Origin of the sequence: Flagellimonas baculiformis (assembly GCF_033441575.1) — a bacterium.
In the GTDB taxonomy this organism is placed as follows: Bacteria; Bacteroidota; Bacteroidia; order Flavobacteriales; family Flavobacteriaceae; genus Flagellimonas; species Flagellimonas baculiformis.
In genome coordinates this window covers 86,468-104,486 of the sequence record NZ_JAUZVW010000001.1, presented here as the reverse complement: position 1 = coordinate 104,486, position 18,019 = coordinate 86,468, and the positions used below count along the sequence as shown (strand labels likewise).

The following is an 18,019-nucleotide window of genomic DNA, read 5'->3' as shown; positions in this document are numbered from 1 at the left end:
TTCAAAATGAATCCTGTCGGTGAAAGTCGGCAGGATTTTTTTGTTAAAAGTGAGCCAAAAACAACCTATTTTGCAACGTTGCGTTTTTCGCATCGTCCTTAAGTTGAACAGCTAAAAGACCAAACATAGAACCGAGCTTGTTTCATATTGAACTGGTGGAAAAGTGCAAGGCCAACGATCGTCAGGCACAATTGAAACTGTACCGACAGTACTGTGATGGTATGTTCGGGGTGGCCATGCGTTTCCTCAAAAATGCGGATGATGCAGAGGATGTGCTCCAAGAATCGTTCATAAAGGCCTTCCAACGCATCCATCAGTTCAAGGGAGAGGTCACGTTCGGGGCATGGTTAAAGAGGATAGTGGTGAACGGGAGTATCGATTTTCTGAAATCGAAACACCAACGGACGGAGGAACTGGATGAAAACTACATGCATGTCGCAGAAGAAGATGATTGGTCGGTCGAGGAAAGCATTTCCTTGGAACAGGTAAAAGCGGCGATTGAGGAGTTGCCGGGAAAATATAGGTATGTGGTGCAACTGTTCTTGGTGGAAGGATATGATCACAGCGAGATCTCCCAGGTGTTAGGGATTTCGGACACGGCATCCAGGACGCGGTTGTTACGCGGAAAAGCACAATTGAAAGAGAAATTAAAAGATTTGGTATATGGCACATGATCTTCGGAAAATGTTCGAAAAGGAAAGGGAGCAGAAAAGCTACTCCATGAAGGAGGGACATGAGGCCCGTTTCCTTGAAAAATTGGATGGACAGCTGCCAGCAGGGCCACACAAGAAAAAGGTTTATACCCTGTGGTTGCAAATAGCGGCCTCCGTGATAGTGGCGGTGGGATTATCAGTTTATTTCATGGGCAGTTCAGGCAAAGGGGATTTGCCCGATGAAAATGTGATCGTTGTGGATAGGCAAAACACGGATGGGCAGGAACAGACCATTTCACTGGGTGACCTCTCCCCGGATTTCAAAAAAATTGAAACTTATTATACCACCAATATCAATCTACAATTGTCCGACCTGGAGATGAACGCGGACAACAAGGAGCTCATGGACAGCTACTTGGAGCGATTGGCGGAACTGAACGACGAATACCAACAATTGAACAAGGAGCTGAACGAACTGGGACCCAACGATCAGACCATAAGTGCCTTGATCATGAACCTGCAGCTCAGGTTGCAATTGCTGCAAAAATTAAAAACAAAGTTGAATCAATTAAAATCATCAAAAAATGAACAGGAATCGTCTCATATTATGTAACGGGTTGCTCTTGCTGCTCGCAGGCTTTGTCTGCCGTGCCCAGGAGAAATCAAAGACCTACAAGGAAACCTACAGTGTCAACAAGGACACCGAACTGAACCTCAATACCAGCCATGCGGACATTGAGTTTGAAACTTGGGACAAGGACCAAGTGGAGATCACCGTGGTGGTGGAACTCGAAGGAGTGGGTGATGAGGAGGCCAAGGCGTATTTTGAAAAGGACCTCGTCAAGATCATGGGCAACAGCAAGGAAATTGAGGTGAGCACCAAAGGTGCGGGCCCCTATTTGTACAACTTTAAGGAAATGAATTTCGATTTTCCAGAGATTCCTTCCATCGAACACATCATGGCCACCATAGAAATTCCCGAAATGCCAGAGATAGCCGTACTTCCTGAGATTTCTTTCATGCCGACCATGCCACCCATGCCCCCGACGCCTTTTGTGGAGTTTGATTATGATGCCTATAAAAAGGACAAGGAAAAGTACTTGAAGGAATGGAAGCATAAGTTTGACAAGATTTTTGATGAAGAGTACAAAAAGCGCTTTGAGGAATGGGGCAAGGAGATGGAGGAAATGGCCAAGGAAAGGGACAAACACAGGGAAGAAATGATCAAGCAAAGGGAAGAACTCCAAAAAGAACGTGAAGAGAAGCGCAAGGAGATGCAGGAGGACCTGAGGCAGCAACGTGAGGAACTCAGGAGCCAAAGGGAAGAGATGAGAAAGCAATATGCGGCAGAAGCCAGGACGTTGCGTTCCAGCCCCAATGTCTTCTATTTTTCCTCTGATGGGGAGAACAAGGAGTACAAGGTGAAAAAACGCATCAAGATTAAAATGCCAAAGTACCTCAAACTGAACATGAACGTGAGGCATGGGGAAGTGAAACTGGCGGCCAATACAAAGAACATCAATGCAAGCTTGTCCTACGCAAGCTTGCATGCCCCCACCATTGATGGGGAAAAAACCTATATCCGTGCCTCATATTCCCCCGTAGTGGTGCAGCAGTGGAACTATGGGAAATTGAAAACGGATTATTCCGACAAGGTGAGTTTGAAAGAGGTGGTGGAACTGGACCTTAGTTCGGTTTCTTCCAAAGTGGTGATAGGGAAGCTGGCCAGTAGGGCTGTGGTGAAGAACAATTTTGGCAGTTTGAGCATCAATACGGTGTCCGATGGGTTCAAATCCCTTGAGGTGTGTGTGGAAAATGGGGAGTTGGACTGTAAATTGCCGTCCACACCCTTTGTGATTTCGGTCAACGAGACCACATCCGAACTTCAATATCCCCAAACATTGAAGCTGGAGAGTTCAAAAAATCAGGGAGCTACTGTATTGAAGGGGTACCATCTCAACAAAAATGGGGGCAAAGCCATCACCATCAATTCCAAATATAGCGAGGTGGTGCTGAAGGACAAATAAGGCTTCCGACAAAGCACCGATAAAACTCCATCATCACTTCCGGGCCTTTCAACTCTTCTTGCCCAAAACCTCAAAGCAGTTTCCTTCCGTTTAAAATAGCGTTCCCCATAATTTGGGTCAATGCGTCCCTTCTTTCAAATAAGCTTTGAAATTTTCCTTGAACCGGTTCAATCTTGGTATCGACACATTTTGGATATAGCTGTTGTTCGGATTTCTTTTTTCGTAATCCTGATGGTATTCTTCCGCCCTATAAAACTTGTCAAATTTTTTCACCTCGGTCACAATGGGGCGATCATAGACATTTTCAGCTTCCAGTTGAGCGATGTAATCCGTGATGATCTTCTTTTGTGCCTCATTTTTATAGAAGGCAATGGAGCGATATTGGGCACCCCTGTCCGGCCCCTGTCTGTTCAGGGTAGTGGGGTCGTGTGAGCCAAAGAAGACCTGTACCAATTGGGTAAAAGAGATGACCTTGGGGTCGTAATACACTTCCACGGCCTCCGCATGGGTTGTTTTTCCATAGGAAACCTCTTTGTAGGTCGGGTTTTTCTCCGTTCCGCCCGAATAGCCCGAATAGACTTCCTTGACACCTTTTACACTTTCAAAAATGGCCTCGACGCACCAAAAGCAGCCACTTGCAAAATAGGCGGTCTCATAGCATTGTAATTCGTCCGCGGTAAGGCTGTTTTCCATCAAGGTATTTTCTTCGCCTTTTTGGGCAGTTTCCTGTTGGCCCGATTTGTTTTTGGGTTGGCAACTGGTGGATACCAGAATAAGAAGGGATAAAAGTGGGATTCTCACGATTTTCATTTTTTTTACTTAGTTGCCTTAAGGTACTAAGTATTACGCCAAAGGTTGTTAAAATATGTTAATGGATGGTCAACTTCCTTTGTTCATACCAAAGACCAATGCGATGTTATATGTATTGAAGGGCTATAAATGAAAAGTTTTTCCTACAAATAAAAATCACTGAACCAATGTGTTAGGAAAGGTCATTTTTCAAAAGATCGATGAAATGCATATGCGCTCGGCATCCCGTTTTTTACCGCCAATACGTTCATCGTCGATAAAATGCACTTCGCCCAAGAAAAATTTTTATACCGAAAAAAGAGGGTTATTGGACGATAGAAATCTAGATCGGGTAGGCACGAAGGTAATTTTACCTCGTAATACAAACCCAAATCATGAAAACAATTTTGACCATCATCGCAGTAGCTTTTTTCGGAACCCTGGCCATGGCACAGGACATTTCCAAAGAGGTAAAAGTGGAAACCATTACTGCGGAAGTGGTTTTGGATATCGACCTTACGCAGAACATCCGTAAAGATGATAAAGTGGCCAGGTTGTATAAATTCAAGAATTCTAGGGTAAAACAGGCTCTTTCCTTTTCTACCAAAAAGAACAAATCAATATTGGCCTAATCATGATTTTCAACTTATTGATCCCATTTACCCTTTTCATCAGTTTGGCCTTTGTGTTGGCCACGATTGCCTTTTCTTTCAGGGCAAAAAAGTTTTAAAGCGGATAGCCTCCGTCAATCCACGGAATTGAACTCCTCAATGACCTCCTCGAATTCGATGCAGTAGTAGGTGCCCTTTTTGTCATAATCCCTGCTGATAGTTCCCCGGAGCTGTCGGCTCAGGTTGTAGATGAGTTTAAGGCCCAATGAATTGGTCGTCCTTGGGTTGATATCTTCCGAATATCCGATCCCATTGTCGCCAAGGTACATTTGATACCGTTTTTCCCCTATCTTTTTGACCGAAACATGGATTTCGCCACCCTTTGGCTCGGTTATACCATATTTAAGGGCATTGGTTATGGTCTCGTTGATGATCAGACCGATGGGGATCACGGTGTCGATGCTGAGTTTGTGATCGTCAATGTCCAAATCCACTTTTACAGTGTTGTTGCTCCCTTTCACGGAACGTACCAAATAATCGCAGAGTTCCTTCACATAGGGCCTGAGCTCTATCTTGGAAAGATAATCGTCCCGTTTGTAGAGCATTTCGTGTACCATCGCCATGGACACCACACGGTTCTGGCTGCTCTTGATGATGCTGCTGATCTTTTCATCGGCAATGGCCCTGGACTGTAGGCTCAACAGACTGGAAACGGTCTGGAGGTTGTTTTTTACCCTATGATGGACCTCTTTCAGTAACGTTTCCTTTTCCTCTATCCGTTCTTGGATCTCATTTCGGGATTTGTACAATTTGTGATGCGCCATGAGCAGGTTCTTCCCAAAAACCCCGCCGAGCAGGTACACTGCAAAAACAGCACTGAGAAAGGCAAACCAGCTGCGCGATTCCAAGGGAACAGTGTTCTCGGAAATGCTAAAATCCCCGGTGTCGTACAGAAAAAGTATGGTGAGTACGGCCAAGTTGACGATCAGGTACAACTGCCCAAAAACTTTGGTCGTCACATAACCGGCAAAGACGATGATGGCCAGCACAAAAATAAAAGGGCTCTGGATGCCCCCGCTATACATAGTGATAATGATGGCCCCGATCATGGATAGGATGGAGGTAAGGTTGTAGGTGAGCACCAAATTTTTATGACGTTGGTACAGGCTGGTATTCAGTAGGTTGATGAAGGCATATCCAATAAAGGTATAAGGGATTACCTCACGAATGTCCAGGAAAAAAAAGCAGATCAGCCCGAACAGGGCTGCAAAAACGGAGGAACTGTAATTAACCTTGAGTATCAAATCAATCTTGTCTTGTAACCGATATTTATCCTTACCAGGAACTTTCATATACTGCACGTGATTGTAATCCTCCACTACCAAGGTTGATAAAGGGGTAGCAAAAGTAGCTTAATGGGGTGTTTCTGGATGTAAATCTAAATATGTTTTTGATATAAAAAAAGTGACAGCTATAAAATAACTGTCACTTACCTGTTATACATTTCGAAGGCTTCTTATGTCAAAACCGTCAATTCGAGTGAAATCCCAGAGGAATTTTGTATTGAGAAATCAAAGATTCAGCGGAGCTAATCGGTTATGGACTTATTATTCTGGTTCTCGATACAATTTTTCTTTCGAAAAATCACTCGAACTGACAGTTTTCAGTCAGAAAGCGCAACATGCTGCCACTTTTAACCTAATTTACTCTTCGATCAGCACCCATTCCCCCTTTTCGATAAGGGATTCTGCCTGTTTGAATTTCATGGTCCTGCTCTCGCCGGACATTACGTTCTTGATGGTGACCTTGTCATTACGGCCAATTTTTGGTTTTTCCCTCACAATGGTCTCGGTCACTTGCTGACGCTGTCCTTGAGTCTGGCCAGCTGCCCTGTGCTGAGCGGCAAGCTCATCGCTGTTGGGAATCTCTTCCTTCGAGGTCTGAAGGTTTTCCTTGGGTCGTTGCACGTTTCTGGCCTCTTGGATCTGATTGGTGTTCTCGGATGGTAGTTCTCCTTTGAAAAGGAAGGAAATCACCTCTTTGTTCACCTTGTCAATCATTTCCTTGAAAAGCTCGAATGCTTCAAACTTATAGATCAACAAAGGGTCTTTTTGTTCGTGGACGGCCAACTGGACGGATTGTTTCAGTTCGTCCATCTTGCGCAAATGGGTTTTCCAGGAGTCATCAATGATGGCCAGGGAGATGTTCTTCTCAAAATCCGTGATCAATTGCTTCCCGTTTGTGTTGTAGGCTTTTTCCAGATTGGTGACCACGTTCAAGGTCTTGATGCCGTCCGTAAAAGGGACCACAATGCGCTCAAACTTGTTGGTCTGGTCCTCATATACCTTTTTGATCACTTGGAAGGCTACAGTGGCACTCCGCTCCATTTTGTTCTTGTAGAAATCGTAAGATGCCTTGTAAATGGTATTGGCTATTTCCTGGAAGTTCATCTTTTTGAACTCTTCCTCGCTGATGGGCGAAGTGATGGAGAAATATTTGATGAGCTCAAACTCGAAGTTTTTGAAGTCATCGGCCATTTTGTTGGTCTCTGCAATCAGTTCGCAGGTGTCATAGATCATGTTGGCAATGTCCACTTTGAGGCGCTCACCTTGAAGGGCGTGCTTTCTTCTCTTATAGACCACCTCGCGCTGGGCGTTCATCACATCATCATATTCCAACAGACGTTTACGGATGCCAAAGTTGTTTTCCTCCACTTTTTTCTGGGCCCGTTCTATGGATCGGGTCATCATGGAGTGTTGGATCACTTCGCCTTCTTCGAGACCCATACGGTCCATCATCTTGGCCACACGGTCCGATCCGAACAAACGCATCAGGTTGTCTTCCAAGGAAACATAGAACTGGGAGCTTCCTGGGTCTCCTTGACGCCCGGAACGACCTCTCAACTGTCGGTCCACCCTTCTGGAATCGTGGCGCTCCGTACCAATGATGGCAAGTCCGCCCGCTTCCTTCACATCTGTGGTAAGCTTAATGTCCGTACCCCTACCGGCCATGTTTGTCGCAATGGTGACCACCCCGGATTTTCCTGCTTCCGCGACAATGTCCGCTTCCTTTTTGTGCAATTTGGCGTTCAGAACATTGTGGGGAATTTTTCGGACACTCAACAATTTGGAGAGCAGTTCCGAAATTTCCACCGAAGTGGTACCGATAAGAACCGGTCTGCCCGCATTGGAAAGGTTGATCACTTCCTCTATGATGGCGTTGTATTTTTCGCGTTTGGTCTTGTAGATCAAATCGTGCCGGTCGTGTCTGGCAATGGGCCTATTGGTAGGGATTTCCATGACATCCAACTTGTAGATCTCCCAAAACTCACCGGCTTCGGTAACAGCCGTACCGGTCATACCGGCCAGCTTGTTGTACATCCTAAAGTAATTTTGAAGGGTGATGGTGGCAAAGGTCTGGGTCATGGCCTCGATCTTCACGTTCTCCTTGGCCTCGATGGCCTGGTGGAGTCCATCGGAATATCGCCTACCGTCCATGATACGTCCGGTCTGCTCATCCACGATCATCACCTTGTTGTCGATCACCACATACTCCACATCTTTTTCAAATAGGGTATAGGCCTTCAACAATTGGGTCATGGTATGGATCCGCTCGCTCTTGATGGCAAAATCCTTGAAAAGCTCTTCCTTGAGTTCGGCTTCTTTTTCAATCTCCAGATCCTGACGCTCGATCTTGGCAATCTCACTGCCAATGTCAGGCATCACAAAGAAATCCTTGTCCTTGTCACCGGAAATGTAATCGACCCCTTTATCGGTCAGTTCTATCTGGTTGTTTTTTTCATCGATCACGAACAACAGGTCGGCATCCACTTTGGGCATTTCCCTGTTGTTGTCCTGCATGTAGTAGTTCTCTGTTTTTTGGAGGAGTTGTTTCACGCCTTCCTCACTCAAAAACTTGATGAGTGCCTTGTTCTTGGGAAGTCCGCGGTGCACGCGGAGCAGTAGGAACCCACCTTCTTTGGTGTCTCCGGCCGCAATGAGTTTTTTGGCCTCGGCAAGCACGCCTGTCAAGTGTTGGCGTTGCTGCTGTACAATGTCGGCCACTTTGGGCCGTAGCTCGTTGAACTCGTGTCGATCACCTTCGGGCACGGGACCGGAGATGATCAATGGGGTACGGGCATCGTCGATGAGAACGGAATCCACCTCATCCACAATGGCGTAATGATGTGGGCGCTGTACCAGATCGTCCGGGGTGTGCGCCATATTGTCACGTAAGTAATCAAAACCAAATTCGTTGTTGGTTCCGTAGGTGATGTCGGCATTATAGGCCGCCCTTCTTCCGTCGGAATTGGGCCTGTGTTTGTCGATACAGTCCACAGAAAGTCCATGGAACTCAAAAATGGGGGCCATCCAGGCGCTGTCCCTTTTGGCCAAATAATCGTTCACGGTCACCAAATGTGCCCCTTTGCCGGCCAAGGCGTTCAGGTAGAGCGGGAGCGTGGCCACGAGGGTCTTACCTTCCCCGGTCTGCATTTCCGCAATTTTTCCTTGATGGAGCGCAATACCGCCTATCAGCTGTACATCGTAGTGCACCATGTCCCACGTGACCTCTTTTCCGGCAGCGTCCCAGGAGTTGTTCCAAATGGCCTTGTCGCCCTCGAGTGTCACATAATCCTTGTCGCCGGACAGTTTTCTGTCAAATTCGGTGGCCAGTACAGTGAGTGTCTCGTTGGCGGCAAACCGCTTGGCGGTCTCTTTTACCACGGCAAAGGCTTCAGGAAGGATATCGTTGAGTGTCTTTTCGGAAATTTTATAGGCCTCTTCGTTCAGTTTGTCTATCTCGGCGTAGATTTCTTCATTGCGGTCGATGTCATTGGAACTTTCGACTTCTTTTTGCAGGGCAGCGATCTTGTCATTGACATCTTTGCAATCCTCCGCGATTCTTGCCTTGAAGGCGACCGTTTTTTGTCTCAGTTCGTCGTGGGTCAATCCTTCCAGCTGCTGCTCAAAGGATTTTATCTCTTTGACCAAGGGTTGCAGGGACTTTACATCTTTCTCCGATTTGTCTCCCACAAAAACCTTTAGTACGGAATTGATAAAACTCATGAATTGTATTTTCGTTAGAATGGCAAAAGCTGTTCCATTGACGGGAATGTCGGGAAATTCTTTTGCTGGGCTGTCAAAATTACATAAAAAAAAGCCTCAAAAGAGACTTTTTAACGTGCTTGTTTTTCCGATATCAATATTCATCCTCGTTCCAGAGGTAATCCTCCTCGGTGGGATAATCGGGCCATATTTCTTCGATGGACTCATATATTTCGCCGCCCTCTTCTTCCATGGACTGTAAATTTTCAACAACTTCCAATGGTGCTCCGGTACGGATAGCATAATCTATCAGTTCGTCTTTGGTGGCTGGCCAAGGCGCATCACTCAAATATGAGGCTAGTTCTAACGTCCAGTACATAGTAACGGTTTGATTTTAAATTTTTTGCAAAAATAATTTTTAAACCCAATTCGCCAAGTAAAAACTACATTATTTAAAAATTATTTTGATGTTGACAAAACTATTGCGTCAAAAAAACGATTTTATTGGTCCAACTTCTCCGGGATCCACTTGACTTCTTGGGCCTTTAAGTCTTTGGACAATTTCCGTGCCAATACAAAAAGATAATCGGAAAGACGGTTGATGTAGGAAAGCAAGGTGTCGGGAACGGGTTCATTTTCGTGCAAGTAGGAGACCATCCGTTCCGCCCTACGGCAAACGGTTCTGGCCACATGACAGTATGACACGGTCGTGTGCCCACCCGGAAGGATAAAATGTGTCATTTCGGGCAGTTCCTCGTTCATTTGGTCCATTTCCTTTTCCAAAAGCTCAATGTCAGCATCACTGATGCGGGGTATTTTAAGACGTTTGTCCTTTTTGGGTTCCGTGGCAAGGATAGATCCCACGGTGAAGAGTTTTTCTTGGATAAGGGCCAGCACATCTTTGAAATGGGCGTCCATCTCCTGATCGCGCAGCAGTCCCAAAAAGGAATTGAGTTCGTCAATGGTGCCATAACTCTCGATGCGGATATGGTGTTTGGGCACCCGAGTGCCCGTGAACAGTGACGTGGTGCCCTTGTCACCTGTTTTGGTGTATATCTTCATGGTATCTGTTATCAATAATCAAATATGAGTACAAATTGGTTTGGGTGGATAGGACGTTTTAAAGGGATTTGAGTCCTGTTCATTTTTCATTGTCCCTATCATGTCTGCGCTTGCCATCCATGAACCTTCGCGACTTTCGTTGTCGGGTCGATTTTTTGTTCCTGAACAGAATGATCAGATAGATGAGCCCCAATATGGCGAGAACGTACCAAACGGTGTTATCTGTTGCTGCATTTTCCATAACCTAAAATTACCGTTTTAAATCCGAATCGTAAAATGCTCCTTCACTTGTTCTTTTCGGATAAAGACGGCCCCGCAATGGAACATATCGATGCTCACCGTGATTTTGGGCGAAGCGATCAGCATCTTCCAATCTTCCCATTTTTTTTCATTCTGATGGATGCCATCCACCAAGATCATACTGTCATTGTGCAATTTTCCTTTGGAAAGAAGTTCTTCAAAGTGCATGGTGTCCAATATGTCGGTATAGATAATATCCGCAGGTTTGGTGTCAAAATCAGTATTGGGAAACATTTCTTTGACGGTTTTTTCAAGAGAAGGATTGGTGTCCATATGGATGCTGTTTGCCTTGAAATAGGCAATGCTCTTCAGCAGCACATTGATGGATTTGTCCTTGTGCATTTTATTTCCGGCATACAGGCACTGGGTCACATATTGGAAGACAAAGGGGGAGTGCACTCCATGCGCATTGGTGGAATTGAGTAGGAAGTTTAAGTAAGAAAACAATTTGAAAAACATAATTGACACCCCTATGGTCCCCTCAAGGGGACATTATCCCTCTAAAATGGATGAAAGCTCGAACCAACGTTCTGTTTTCTCCTCGATGGTATCCGATAACTTTTTCAGTTCCACGGAAAGTTGGTTGATCTCGTCCCCGTTCAGGTCCGGGTCGGTGAACTTGTTCTGCAGGGCCACCTTTTGCTCTTCCAGTTTTTGGATGTCCTTTTCCAATTGTTTGTGTTCCTTCTGCTCCAGGTACGAAAGTTTGCCGCCGCTTTCCTTTTCTTTCCAATGGGTCTTCTCCGTTTTTTCAGGAATCTCCTTGTTCTCCCGTTCCTCAATCAGCTTGCTGCTCTCATAGACCCTGTAATCAGTATAGTTGCCGGGGAAATCTTCAATTTCGCCCTCGCCCCTGAACACGAACAAATGGTCCACGATCTTGTCCATGAAGTAGCGGTCGTGCGACACCACGATCAAACATCCCGGAAAATCCAACAAGAAACTTTCCAGAACATTGAGGGTCACAATATCAAGGTCGTTGGTGGGCTCATCCAGGATCAAGAAATTCGGGTTTTGGATGAGTACGGTGCACAAATACAGTCGCTTGCGTTCCCCGCCACTGAGTTTGTCCACAAAGTCGTACTGCTTTTTTCGGTCAAAGAGAAAACGTTCCAGCAACTGTTGTGCGGAAATCTGCTTCCCTTTTTTTAGCGGGATATAGTCCCCAAACTCGCGGATGACATCGATGACCTTTTGTCCTTCCTTATCTGGAATCCCCTTTTGGGTATAGTAGCCAAACTTAATGGTGTCCCCAACCACCACCTTTCCGCCATCCACCTCTTCTTTTTGGGTGATGATGTTCAAAAAAGTGGATTTCCCCGTTCCGTTCTTCCCGATGATCCCGACCCGTTCACCTTTGGTGAAGTTGTAATCGAACTTGTTCAAAATGGTCTTGTCCCCATAGGATTTGGAGATATTGTGGAGCTCCAAGATCTTGCTGCCCAAACGCTCCATATTGAGTTCCAGTTCCACTTGGTGGTCCTTTCTCCGTTGGTTTGCCCGCTGTTTGATCTCATTGAAATCGTCTATCCGTGATTTGGATTTGGTGGTACGTGCCTTGGGCTGTCGGCGCATCCATTCCAGTTCCTTTTTGTAGAGCAACTTGGATTTGTGCTGTTCCACGGCCTCGCGTTCCATTCGGCCCTCCTTTTCGCTCAGGTAATAGGAGTAGTTGCCCTTGTAAGTGTATAACTGGTTGTTGTCCAGTTCTATGATCTCGTTGCAGACGCGGTCCAAGAAATACCGGTCGTGGGTGACCATGAACAGGGTCATGTTCTCTTTGGAAAAATAAGCCTCGAGCCATTCGATCATCTCCAGGTCCAAGTGGTTGGTCGGCTCATCCATAATGAGCAGTTCAGGCTTGTTCAGCAGGGCATTGGCCAAGGCCAGTCGTTTTCGCTGCCCACCCGACAATGTGGCCACCTTGGCATCGAGTTGGGTAAGCTGCAGTTTGAAGAGAATCTGTTTATACTGCGTCTCAAAATCCCAGGCATTGTGCCGTTCCATGGCTTCGAAGGCCTTTTGGTAGCGTGTACTGTCCTCTGGATTCTCCACGGCCTTTTCGTAGGCGGCAATAATCTTGAGGATCTCATTGTCCGTCGCAAAAATGGTCTCCTCAACGGTCAGGTTGGGGTCCAAACGAGGCTCTTGTTCCAGAAAGGAGATCTTGATGTCCTTGCGGATGGTGACCTGTCCCGTTTCGGAAGTGTCCTTGCCCGACATGATATTGAGAATGGAGGTTTTTCCACTCCCGTTCTTGGCAATCAGTGCAATTTTCTGGTCTTTGTTGATGCCAAAGGAGATGTCGGAGAAGAGTACCAGTTCCCCATATGATTTTGATATGTTTTCTACGGTCAATAAATTCATGGATGCTGTTTACGGGCCAGGTTTAAAGTTTGGAATACCGGATCAGGTACACATACCGTATGGCCAGGGTCAAAAATAAGGGAATCAGCACAGGTGAAAAAGACTGCACTTGGATTATCCAAAGCAGCAGTACAATTCCGATAAGTCCCAAAGCGGACCAGAGGTATTTCGATGACCATTCGGGCAGTTTGTCCTGAAAGGCAAAAATAAAGGCGACCACCACATTCAGCGGAAATGCCCAAAGCACGTTGAAGTTTTTTGGGGTCGAAGTGTGGTCTGTTGCAAACCAAAGGAGCAACAGGAAGGTCCCCACCAAGCCTGTCAGGAACATGAGCGAAAAGTCCAACCAACGACTACGGGTCTTATGGGTATAATCAAAATACGTGATGGCACAGGTAAAGGCCAGCAATAGGACGAACCAAAACAACGGGGACAAAGGGAAAAAACGCTGTTGTGTGTGTTCATTATAGTCCAAAATGATGCGTTCCCTTTTTAGGAGGGGCTTGCCATTGAGACTCGTATAGCGTATCTGTTCCATGGCATAGTAGGGGAGAAACATATGTTCCTGCACTGTGGCCTTTCTGTCCACATTGGCCCCAAAAGCAAGGTCAATACCGAACATGGACCAAGAATTGGTGTCCAAGAACTGCCTTACCAATTGACGGAAAGTATATTGTTTCTCCAAGTAGGAACCATCAAATTCAATGGCATCGCCAAACTGTTTCTTCAAAATATCACCTGTGATGCTGGAGCAATTGTTCAGTAGAGGGTCGTATAAGTAGTCCCTGTTTTGGGGGAGATAGTTGTTCTCAAAAAAGACGAGCAGTTGGTTCTTTTGTTCCAAGGTCAGGTCAAAAATTTGCTCTTTTACCCATCTTTTCTCCAACTCATATTCATACAAAAAGGCATCAAAGCTTCGGCGGGAAAGGGAATAGATCATTCTTCCCTTTGCAAAATTCAGATAGAAATTGGGCTGATTGAAATCGAATGTGCCATAATTGTACACCACATCAATGCCCAAAACAGGATCTTGCACCCGAAACGCACTGTGGCCAAAGGCATAGTAGAGCTCATCGCCCGCTGCGCAGGTGAGCAGGCTTACCTGTGATTGTTCGGTGAGTTGTGGCGTTTGTGAAAACAGCACATTTCCGATTAACAGCAAAAGAAATGAAAAAAGGTACTTGGGTCTCATCCTGAAATTCATCACGACAAATATCAGAATAAATACGATATGACTGGACAAAGGAAGACAATGAAGGCAGGTACTATTGAAATAAGTTCGAGTCAACAAACGAATAACCAAGTACGAGGTCAGAAGTCGGAAGTCCAAAAAAACCTGAAACCTGAAACTTCAAATCAAATCATCCAATAACTGAAAAACGACTTCTTTGCCTTATTTTTACGAAAATCTGACCCTGTATGAAGTCGTATATCCCCAATTTTTTGACCTTGTTGAATGTGTTGAGTGGTTGTATTGCCACGGTTTTTGCGGTGCTGAACCAACTGGAATGGGCGGCCCTCTTTGTTTTTATTGGGATATTCTTCGATTTTTTTGATGGCTTGGCTGCCCGCGTTCTGAAGGTACAGAGCGAAGTTGGCGTGCAGTTGGATTCCTTGGCTGATGTGATCACCAGTGGTCTGGTCCCTGGGGTGGTCATGTTCCAATTGCTGAACATGGCGGAAAGGGGAGGTTGGAACTTGGGAGTTTTTGGACATGGTACCGAAATGACCGTGCTGCCTTTTTTGGGGTTTGTGATCACCTTGGCATCTGCCTATCGGCTGGCCAAGTTCAATGTGGATGAGAACCAGGTTTCGTCCTTCGTGGGACTGCCTACACCTGCGAATGCGCTGTTGATCCTTTCGTTGCCTTTGATCCTTTTGTACCATAACAACGAATTGCTGAATGGGATTATCCTGAACCCATGGTTTTTGGTTGGATTAACAATTTTAAGTGCCTATTTGTTGAACTCACCCATTGCACTTTTTGCCCTGAAGTTCAAAAATTGGAGTTTTAAGGACAATGGTGTGCGTTATTTATTTTTGATTGGAAGTTTGATCATGTTGCTGACCTTGAAGTTTTTGGCCATACCCTTGATCATCTTGTTCTATATCTTGGCCTCTTTGTTGGTGTCCTCAGAAAAATAAAGGATCTAGAAATCCAGTTTCTTTTTGCGGAGCTCGAAGTTCTGCCCCAGATATACTTTCCGTACCATTTCGTCCACGGCCAATTCTTCGGGAACACCCGCTTTTAGGATTCCTCCTTCGAACATGAGGTAGGAACGCTCCGTGATGGCCAAGGTTTCCTGAACGTTGTGGTCGGTAATCAGGATGCCGATGTTCTTGTTCTTCAATTGGGCCACAATGCGCTGAATGTCCTCCACAGCTACGGGGTCCACCCCGGCAAAAGGTTCGTCCAACAAGATGAACTTGGGGTCGGTGGCCAATGCACGGGCAATTTCCGTACGTCGGCGTTCACCTCCGGAGAGTAGATCGCCACGGTTTTTGCGAATGTGCCCAAGGCCAAACTCATCGATCAAGGATTCCATTTTCATGTGTTGCTCCTTTTTACTCAATTTGGTGAGTTGCAACACGCTGAGGATGTTTTTTTCGATACTGAGCTTACGGAACACGGAGGCCTCTTGGGCCAAATAGCCTATGCCGTTCTGGGCCCTTTTGTACATGGGAAAGCTGGTGATGTCCATGTTTTCGAGGTAGATGTTGCCACCATTGGGTTTGATCAGCCCCACGATCATGTAGAAAGAGGTGGTCTTCCCGGCCCCATTGGGTCCCAAAAGCCCCACAATCTCCCCTTGGTTCACTTCCAGCGATATGCCTTTCACAACCTTACGGCCCCGATAGGCCTTCATGATATTTTCTGCACGTAGCTTCATAGGAATGGGCCAAAACTAAACATATTCTTTTTCTACAGGGCGCTCTTTTGGATTTTTTTAAGCATCGTTCTCCTCCAGTGCTTCCCAAAATTCATAGGCGCGCCGTAAGTGTGGGACAACGATGGTACCTCCCACCAAAGTGGCAATGCCCAGAGTCTCCATCACCTCTTCTTTGTTGGCACCGGCCTTTTTGGAGCTTTCCAAGTGATATTTCACGCAATCGTCGCAACGGAGCACGGCCGAAGCGACCAGTCCCAACAGTTCCTTGGTCTTCACGTCAAGGGCACCAGCCATGTAAGCGTTGGTGTCCAGGTTGAAGATGCGTTTGATGAGCTTGTTGTTATCGGCGAGCAACTTTTCGTTCATTTGGGAACGATAGGCATTGAATTCCTCTACTTTATTTGGCATTCTTTCTCGCTTTTTCTTTTTTGGCTTCTCTTTTCACGACTATTTTGGAAATCTGTATGCTTATCTGATACAAGATCAGTACCGGGATGGCGACCACAATTTGGCTGGTGACATCCGGTGGGGTGATGATGGCGGATAGGATCAGGACAATGACCAAGGCCATTTTCCTATACTTTTTAAGGATCTCGGGGGTCACCAATCCCACTTTGGTCAAGAAATAGATGACGATGGGAAGCTCGAACATGATGCCACAGGCGATCACCGATGCCCTTACAGTGGAAACATAGGATGCCAAATCGATTTGATTGAGCACCTCTTCACTGACCTGATAGGTTCCCAAAAAGTTGATGGAGAGCGGGGCTACCACATAATATCCGAAGAGTACGCCCAAAAAGAACAGGAAGGAGGCTGTCAAGATAAAGCCTCTGGAATGCTTTCTTTCGTTTTCGTACAGTCCCGGGCTGATGAATTTCCAGAGTTCATACAAAATATAGGGAAATCCTACTATGACCCCGGCCCATATCGAGGTCCAGATGTGTGCGGAGAACTGTCCGGCCATCAATCGGCTTTGGATGGTGATCGGAAGGGAATCCCCACAAAACTCGGATGTCACCCCAAAGTAAGTGGCAATCTGGCAAAAGAACCTGTAAGTGGGAAAATCCATGCTCTTGGGCCCGAATAGGATAACATCAAAGATGAAACCTTTGAACACAAATGCCACACAGGCAATGATGACCACGGCCAAGGTTGAACGTACGAGATGCCAGCGCAATTCTTCCAAATGGTCCAAAAAGGACATTTCATCCGGACTTTTCTTTTGTTTTTTTGCCATTATAGGATTCCCTCGTTTATAAGGTTATGGATATGGACCACTCCAGCGTAGTTGCCCTCATCAAAGGCCAACAGTTGCGATATGTTCTTCTCTTGGAGCAGCTTGAGCGCTTTTACCGCAAGGGTGTCCACCTTTACCGATTTTGGATCGGAGGTCATGATGTCCCTGGCCGTAAGTCCACTGATATTGTCATGTTTGCTGAGCATTCTTCGGATATCCCCATCGGTCACAATGCCCACTACTTTGCCATTTTCCGTCACCGCGGTCACACCGAGCATCTTTTTGGAAATCTCCACGATCACTTCCTTTACGCCCGAGTTCACATCCACCTCTGGTTTTTGATTGTGCACCACAATGTCCGCCACGCGCAGGTACAATTTTTTGCCCAATGACCCACCGGGATGGTATTTTGCAAAGTCGGCACTGCTGAAACCCCTGAGCTCCAATAGGCAGATGGCCAGTGCATCACCCATGGCCATTTGTGCCGATGTGCTTGTGGTGGGGGCCAGATTATTGGGGCAGGCTTCCTTTTCCACATAGGTGCTGAGCACAAAATCCGCTTGTTTGGCCAAAAAGGAATCCATGTTGCCTGTTATGCCAATGAGCTTGTTCCCGCCACTTTTGATGAGGGGAAGCAAAGCTTTGATTTCGGTGGTGTTGCCGCTTTTGGAAAGGCAGATGACAATATCGTCCTTCTGGATGGTGCCGAGATCTCCATGGATGGCATCGGCGGCATGCATGAAAATGGCCGGGGTTCCGGTGGAGTTGAGCGTGGCCACGATCTTGGAGGCCACAATGGCACTCTTCCCGACCCCAGAGACCACGACCCTTCCCTGGGATTCCAATATATATTGGACAGCATGGGCAAACTGCTCGTCAAGTTGACCGATCAAATCCCCAATGGCCTTGCTCTCTATTTCAAGTGTTCGTTTTGCAATGGACAAAATGGACTGTGTGTCGCTCAAGGTAATTAACGGATTATCTGATTGCATTCCTAAAAGAATGTCTTATATTTAAGATTACAAAACTAATCA

The 18,019-nt window shown here is 46.2% G+C and carries 18 protein-coding genes; 5 read left to right on the top strand and 13 right to left on the bottom strand.

Translation table 11 applies throughout. The annotated features are described in order from the left end of the window. Positions 1–137 precede the first annotated feature (137 nt). From SD450_RS00470 to SD450_RS00460, 3 genes are read left to right on the top strand one after another with little or no spacing between them, the layout of a single operon-like run. The gene (locus SD450_RS00470) at positions 138–674 is read left to right on the top strand and encodes an RNA polymerase sigma factor (protein WP_108423475.1); all 537 of its coding nucleotides are present in this window, start codon (positions 138–140) and stop codon (positions 672–674) included. Continuing rightward, positions 664–1,266 carry a hypothetical protein gene (locus tag SD450_RS00465; RefSeq protein ID WP_318342694.1) on the top strand — a complete coding sequence of 201 codons (603 nt, stop codon included), beginning with the start codon at positions 664–666 and terminating at the stop codon, positions 1,264–1,266. Before SD450_RS00470 ends, SD450_RS00465 begins: the two co-directional genes overlap by 11 nt. Beyond that, positions 1,238–2,680, top strand: coding sequence for a hypothetical protein (locus tag SD450_RS00460; protein WP_318342693.1), 1,443 nt, complete (start codon positions 1,238–1,240; stop codon positions 2,678–2,680). Before SD450_RS00465 ends, SD450_RS00460 begins: the two co-directional genes overlap by 29 nt. A gap of 117 nt (positions 2,681–2,797) precedes the next feature. Here the strand turns inward: SD450_RS00460 and msrA are convergent, their stop codons facing one another. Next, positions 2,798–3,490 (bottom strand): peptide-methionine (S)-S-oxide reductase MsrA, encoded by a 693-nt coding sequence (gene msrA, locus SD450_RS00455; protein WP_318342692.1) that lies wholly within the window; start codon positions 3,488–3,490, stop codon positions 2,798–2,800. Between the two features lie 374 nt (positions 3,491–3,864). Between msrA and SD450_RS00450 the strand changes: the two genes are divergently transcribed. Further along, complete coding sequence (locus tag SD450_RS00450) at positions 3,865–4,101, top strand: hypothetical protein (protein ID WP_318342691.1); 237 nt, start codon at positions 3,865–3,867, stop codon at positions 4,099–4,101. A 113-nt stretch (positions 4,102–4,214) separates the two neighbouring features. Here SD450_RS00450 and SD450_RS00445 read toward each other — a convergent pair whose 3' ends face one another. The 8 genes from SD450_RS00445 to SD450_RS00410 form a co-directional block, all read right to left on the bottom strand. Next, positions 4,215–5,432, bottom strand: a complete 1,218-nt coding sequence (locus tag SD450_RS00445; RefSeq protein WP_318342690.1) for a sensor histidine kinase — start codon at positions 5,430–5,432, stop codon at positions 4,215–4,217. A 351-nt stretch (positions 5,433–5,783) separates the two neighbouring features. Then, a complete protein-coding gene (gene secA / locus SD450_RS00440) occupies positions 5,784–9,146 on the bottom strand; it encodes a preprotein translocase subunit SecA (RefSeq protein ID WP_318342689.1) in 3,363 nt (1,120 codons plus the stop codon). A gap of 133 nt (positions 9,147–9,279) precedes the next feature. Then, a complete protein-coding gene (locus SD450_RS00435; RefSeq protein WP_013551418.1) occupies positions 9,280–9,504 on the bottom strand; it encodes a DUF2795 domain-containing protein in 225 nt (74 codons plus the stop codon). 122 nt (positions 9,505–9,626) lie between these two features. Continuing rightward, positions 9,627–10,187, bottom strand: a complete 561-nt coding sequence (locus SD450_RS00430; protein WP_318342688.1) for a cob(I)yrinic acid a,c-diamide adenosyltransferase — start codon at positions 10,185–10,187, stop codon at positions 9,627–9,629. Positions 10,188–10,266: 79 nt separating this feature from the next. Beyond that, positions 10,267–10,428, bottom strand: coding sequence for a hypothetical protein (locus tag SD450_RS00425; RefSeq protein ID WP_318342687.1), 162 nt, complete (start codon positions 10,426–10,428; stop codon positions 10,267–10,269). A 17-nt stretch (positions 10,429–10,445) separates the two neighbouring features. Then, positions 10,446–10,934 carry a hypothetical protein gene (locus SD450_RS00420; RefSeq protein WP_318342686.1) on the bottom strand — a complete coding sequence of 163 codons (489 nt, stop codon included), beginning with the start codon at positions 10,932–10,934 and terminating at the stop codon, positions 10,446–10,448. Positions 10,935–10,979: 45 nt separating this feature from the next. Continuing rightward, complete coding sequence (locus tag SD450_RS00415; protein WP_318342685.1) at positions 10,980–12,854, bottom strand: ABC-F family ATP-binding cassette domain-containing protein; 1,875 nt, start codon at positions 12,852–12,854, stop codon at positions 10,980–10,982. A gap of 22 nt (positions 12,855–12,876) precedes the next feature. Further along, positions 12,877–13,998 (bottom strand): lipoprotein N-acyltransferase Lnb domain-containing protein, encoded by a 1,122-nt coding sequence (locus SD450_RS00410; RefSeq protein ID WP_318342684.1) that lies wholly within the window; start codon positions 13,996–13,998, stop codon positions 12,877–12,879. Between the two features lie 275 nt (positions 13,999–14,273). Between SD450_RS00410 and SD450_RS00405 the strand changes: the two genes are divergently transcribed. Continuing rightward, positions 14,274–14,999 carry a CDP-alcohol phosphatidyltransferase family protein gene (locus SD450_RS00405; RefSeq protein WP_318342683.1) on the top strand — a complete coding sequence of 242 codons (726 nt, stop codon included), beginning with the start codon at positions 14,274–14,276 and terminating at the stop codon, positions 14,997–14,999. A gap of 5 nt (positions 15,000–15,004) precedes the next feature. Here the strand turns inward: SD450_RS00405 and lptB are convergent, their stop codons facing one another. Genes lptB through SD450_RS00385 form a run of 4 tightly spaced genes read right to left on the bottom strand, consistent with a single transcriptional unit; the run spans position 15,005 to position 17,950 of the window. Further along, the gene (gene lptB / locus SD450_RS00400; RefSeq protein WP_072877456.1) at positions 15,005–15,745 is read right to left on the bottom strand and encodes an LPS export ABC transporter ATP-binding protein; all 741 of its coding nucleotides are present in this window, start codon (positions 15,743–15,745) and stop codon (positions 15,005–15,007) included. 57 nt (positions 15,746–15,802) lie between these two features. Beyond that, a complete protein-coding gene (locus SD450_RS00395) occupies positions 15,803–16,153 on the bottom strand; it encodes a carboxymuconolactone decarboxylase family protein (protein ID WP_108423488.1) in 351 nt (116 codons plus the stop codon). Then, a complete protein-coding gene (gene tatC / locus SD450_RS00390) occupies positions 16,143–16,985 on the bottom strand; it encodes a twin-arginine translocase subunit TatC (RefSeq protein WP_318342682.1) in 843 nt (280 codons plus the stop codon). Before tatC ends, SD450_RS00395 begins: the two co-directional genes overlap by 11 nt. Next, the gene (locus tag SD450_RS00385) at positions 16,985–17,950 is read right to left on the bottom strand and encodes a KpsF/GutQ family sugar-phosphate isomerase (RefSeq protein ID WP_318342681.1); all 966 of its coding nucleotides are present in this window, start codon (positions 17,948–17,950) and stop codon (positions 16,985–16,987) included. Before SD450_RS00385 ends, tatC begins: the two co-directional genes overlap by 1 nt. Between the last annotated feature and the right edge of the window lie 69 nt (positions 17,951–18,019).